The sequence below is a fragment of the Alkalihalophilus lindianensis genome (assembly GCF_032843265.1).
Taxonomy (GTDB): domain Bacteria; phylum Bacillota; class Bacilli; order Bacillales; family Bacillaceae_D; genus Alkalihalophilus; species Alkalihalophilus lindianensis.
This window is the reverse complement of record NZ_JAWJBA010000512.1, coordinates 1-262: the sequence shown is the minus strand read 5'-3', so window position 1 is coordinate 262 and position 262 is coordinate 1. Positions and strand designations below refer to the sequence as shown.

The window sequence follows — 262 nt, the reverse complement described above, 5'->3', positions numbered from 1 at the left end:
TCTTCCAAATATTGTGGTAAATCCCAGTGGAATAATGTAATAAACGGCTCAATACCGTTTGCTAGACATTCATCAATAATACGATGATAAAAGTCAACCCCTTCTTGGTTTACCTCTCCCTGAAGATTTTTTATGATACGGGGCCAAGCAATCGAGAAGCGGTAGGTGTTATGGCCTCCTTCCCGCATTAGGCGAATATCTTCTTTATATTGGTGATAATGATCTGAAGCAACATCTCCATTTTCTAAATTATTTTCGTGAA

1 protein-coding gene is annotated in these 262 nt (G+C 38.2%); it reads right to left on the bottom strand.

The window, feature by feature from the left end; all coding sequences use genetic code 11:
- On the bottom strand, positions 1-262 hold a 262-nt coding region (locus tag RYX56_RS23230), incomplete at both ends, for a family 1 glycosylhydrolase (RefSeq protein ID WP_317124241.1).